Origin of the sequence: Ancylobacter dichloromethanicus, assembly GCF_018390645.1 — a bacterium.
Taxonomy (GTDB): domain Bacteria; phylum Pseudomonadota; class Alphaproteobacteria; order Rhizobiales; family Xanthobacteraceae; genus Ancylobacter; species Ancylobacter dichloromethanicus.
The window spans coordinates 1-755 of the sequence record NZ_JAHBGC010000062.1; the positions used below are offsets into that span (position 1 = coordinate 1).

1 protein-coding gene is annotated in these 755 nt (G+C 64.5%); it reads left to right on the forward strand.

Features of this window, described 5'->3' with window-relative positions:
• The coding region (locus tag KHC23_RS23510) for a serine hydrolase domain-containing protein (protein WP_343210786.1) at positions 1-755 on the forward strand (755 nt) is incomplete at both ends.

A 755-nucleotide genomic window follows, 5' to 3' on the forward strand; every position in this document is an offset into this window, starting at 1 on the left:
ATCAGCCTCCTGACCGTGGGCGCCGCCTGCGCTCAAGCGTGGGAGGAGGCTGATCCGGCCATGGCGGGCTGGTCCGTGGATCGGCTGGAGGTTGCCCGGCAACAGTCCGCGGCTCTCAAGCCGACGGCGCTGATGATCGTGCAGGACGGGCGGGTGATCGCCCGCTGGGGCGACACATCCCACAAGGTGAATGTTGCATCCGTCCGCAAAAGCCTCCTCAGCGCGCTTTACGGCATCGCGGTTGCCGAGGGACGCATAGAGCTGTCGGCGAGCCTTGCCGACCTCGGCATCGACGACAATCCTCCCCGCCTCACGGACGAAGAGAAAATGGCCACAGTGCGCGACCTTCTGACGTCGCGGTCGGGCATCTATCACCCTGCCGCCCATGAGACGGCGGACATCAAGCGCAAACGGCCGAAGCGCGGAAGCCACCAACCCGGATCGTTCTGGTTCTATAACAACTGGGATTTCAACGCTCTGGGGACAATCTACCGGCAGCAGACCGGCGAGGACATCTTCCAGAGCTTCGCGCGCCGCATCGCGGCACCCATCGGCATGGAAGATTTCTCGGTCAAGGACGGCCGCTACGCCCTGGAGAGGCTGTCCGAGCACCCCGCCTATCCGTTCCGGCTGAGCGCCCGCGACGCCGCCCGTTTTGGTCAGTTGTTCCTGAATGATGGGGTGTGGGGCAACACGCAGGTTGTCCCGGCTGCATGGATCAGGGAATCGACCACGGCCTATTCCTCGGCGAAGCG